We start from the raw sequence: 2,724 nt of genomic DNA on the forward strand, positions 1-2,724 counted from the left end.
GGAGCCGATCAGCAAGTCGAGCAAACTCGATGGTGAGGTTGCCACGCGGGTCATCCAGTCCAGCTCGCTTACCGGCGATGGAGAAAGACTGGCAAGGTGTGCCTCCGGCCAGAAGGTCGATTGCTCCGACATCGTCTGCTCCTATGCGAGTGAAGTCTCCGGCGTTAATAACGGCACCATCGGCAGGCAGAGCAACGATGTTGCGAATGGCTGCCGCGCGTTGCTTGGCTTCTTTGCGCGAGGACGCATCACGCGGACTCGGCATGTGAAGCGGGCGCGATGCGCGATAGCGCGAGCGCAGCAACCAGCAACAAAAGGGATCGATCTCTGCGAACATCACGGGCTTCCAACCTAGCGGTCCCCATGCAACGGAGACTGCCTCGATGCCCGAGCACACGGAGAGATATCTCACGCGGCACTCCGTGGTCCGCGCTTCCGCGGGCAGAGCACATTGAGGGCACCGAGGATATGCGCCATAGAGGTATTGCGGCCATAGAGCACCATGTCCGCGTAGCGGACGGGTGCGAGATCACCGGCACGGTCTACCAGCAGCAGGGGGACATGCAGATCCGTTTCCAGTAGGCGGTGAATCAGCCTGCCCGCGAGGTCACCCTGCCTCGCGTGAATCAAAATGCCGCAGGCAAGGTCGCTCGCCATCATGACGGCAGCGGCACCGCGACTGTCATCGATGGCTGTAACGTCGTAGGGCTGCAGGCGCAGCGCGAATGCCGTAGCGGAGAGCAACTCACGATCGGCGCAGTAGAGCAAAATGGGCATCTTGGCTCGCATAGGTTTCAGCTCCCGAATGCCTGGTCTTCGTGGACGTAGCTGATGACGACGCCGAGCGGATTGGTCAGGAGCATCGCGTTCGGGACTTCGTCGCGAAAGCCGTAGACGACGTTTGCAGTCCAGCGTTCGCGGCTCTGCTCTTGCTGGTCGCCCAATGAATAGAAGACTTTCTCAAACTCGATGTGGGCGCGATATGGTGTTTGCCGCGTATCGTCGAGCACGACGGCTTTGATCTCGATGTCTACGTTCGGTGCGCCGGGATCGAGCAGGAAGGTCTCAAGGGTTTTTGCTTTGGTCACCCGCGCCAACGTCGCGCCTTGCAGTTCATTGGAGAAGAAGTTCAACGACTCGGCAAAGTCCCGCTGCAGCGTGGCGTGATTGCGCCCGTAGTAGAGCTGGGCCCAACGTGCGAGGTAATACTTACTCACGCGCTCGACCGGAACTTTGGAGAAGTCGGCATAGTTCACCACCTGGCCACGCCCGGCGTCGGTGATGGAGATGATGAGCGGCTTCAACCGCAAGGCGGCAGTCTGTGCTCGATAGAGGAGCGCAAGCGAAGCAAGCGTGACGAACGAGAGCACGAGGATGGCAACTTTCAGGTACGTGTTGGTAACGACTGGCTCCGCGTACAGCTCGAGGAACTTGTGACCGGCATCGGTGATGGGAAGCCCATTATGCGTATTTGGCATGATTACTCTCCCATCACGTTGACCCACGTGCCGGCGCGACCGCTGAGTATGGCACTAGTGAGTTCGGGGATTTTGACCAGACCGTAGATGCAGACGAAGAGCGAAATCAGCAGAGCAGGCAGGACGGTAAGAGCGTTCGAGATGGTAATCGTACCGATGGTCTGGAACATCGACGTGAGCACCTTCGAGAAGACGTAAATAAAGGCCGCGGCTACGACCTGATAGAAGCTGAAGCCGATGAATGCCTTGAGCCAACCCCAGAAGAGCCAGTCCATCTTGGGCACAATGAACCAGGGGATGAAGACTGGACCTATAAGGACACATACCGCAGAGGCGACGTAGCCATAGGCGATCACTCCAAACGCCACCGCCTCCATCGTGGCCAGGACCACGGTAATCAGCAGGTAGGTGAGGTCTTCGAGGATGTTGAAGCTGCCCGGAGGTGAGCCGAGCTCCTGCTCCTCATTGGTAATGGCATTGGCGATCTGCTGGGTCTGGTCGGACTCGATCTGGTTGGCAATGTTCAGACCCTCTTTGGTGATCAAGTCTGAAAAGCTATAGCTGGTTCCAGGAATGGGCGACGAATAGTAGGTCAACATTCCCAGCCCGAGCGCGATCATCAGGATGAGGTCGGCGAACTTGGCAAAGTGAAAGCCGCCCTGCCCCTGCGCAGCGGACAGGGCGGCCTTGACGCCAAACCAGACGATGAGGATGGTGGCCAGGCCACGGAAGATGTCGAGTCCCGTGGCCTGGAGGGTGTTGCTTTGTGAAGAGAGCAGTTGGGTGATAGCTTGCCCAAGCTGCGCAATGATGTTCTGTCCCATCAGTTGCTCCCGTTGATGCTGAGCGAGATCGAGTGCATGGAATCGCTCACGCCGTTGTTCAGGTTCTGCATTGTGGTGGGAAAATTCTGCTGGAAGTAGACCGAGTTGTTGAGGGAGCGGTTCTGCGCGTCGATCTGCTGTTTCTGCGCGATAAGCTGCTGCTGAATCGAAGCCGCGAGAAGCTGGTTGGTGTCCTGCTGCGAGTGGATCTGGAGCAGCGTGGCGGAGTTGATCTTGCCGAGCAGGGCGTTCTGGGTCTGCTGGCTGGGATTCGTCGAGAAGGTATCCGATTCGAGGTTGGTGAGCCTCGATGCGAACGCCGACTCGTTCGTGCGGATCGTCCCGAGCGTCGATAGCGTATTGGTCGTGGTTGTCTGCGCCAGCTCTGAGGTAGCGTACTGGTTGGCGACAGTAGCCTGTGT

5 protein-coding genes are annotated in these 2,724 nt (G+C 58.4%); all 5 read right to left on the minus strand.

All coding sequences use genetic code 11. The features are described from left to right. Positions 1-412 (minus strand): DNA cytosine methyltransferase (locus tag GSQ91_RS25935; protein ID WP_254064598.1); only part of this gene is annotated, 412 nt, incomplete at its 3' end. Next, positions 409-789, minus strand: coding sequence for a hypothetical protein (locus tag GSQ91_RS14740; protein ID WP_158822525.1), 381 nt, complete (start codon positions 787-789; stop codon positions 409-411). The genes GSQ91_RS14740 and GSQ91_RS25935, both read right to left, overlap by 4 nt. Positions 790-794: 5 nt before the next feature. Further along, positions 795-1,478, minus strand: coding sequence for a VirB8/TrbF family protein (locus GSQ91_RS14745; RefSeq protein WP_158822526.1), 684 nt, complete (start codon positions 1,476-1,478; stop codon positions 795-797). A gap of 2 nt (positions 1,479-1,480) precedes the next feature. Next, a complete protein-coding gene (locus GSQ91_RS14750) occupies positions 1,481-2,302 on the minus strand; it encodes a type IV secretion system protein (protein ID WP_158822527.1) in 822 nt (273 codons plus the stop codon). Continuing rightward, positions 2,302-2,724: hypothetical protein (locus tag GSQ91_RS25715; RefSeq protein WP_216845259.1), on the minus strand; the 423-nt coding region annotated here is incomplete at its 5' end. The genes GSQ91_RS14750 and GSQ91_RS25715, both read right to left, overlap by 1 nt.

This window comes from Granulicella sp. S156 (assembly GCF_009766105.1).
GTDB lineage: Bacteria > Acidobacteriota > Terriglobia > Terriglobales > Acidobacteriaceae > Granulicella.

Excerpts from the sequence above, each read along its gene's own strand:
- GSQ91_RS14750 (WP_158822527.1), bottom strand. The coding sequence starts at position 2,302 with ATGGGACAGAACATCATTGCGCAGCTTGGGCAAGCTATCACCCAACTG.
- GSQ91_RS14740 (WP_158822525.1), bottom strand. The coding sequence starts at position 789 with ATGCGAGCCAAGATGCCCATTTTGCTCTACTGCGCCGATCGTGAGTTG.
- GSQ91_RS14745 (WP_158822526.1), bottom strand. The coding sequence starts at position 1,478 with ATGCCAAATACGCATAATGGGCTTCCCATCACCGATGCCGGTCACAAG.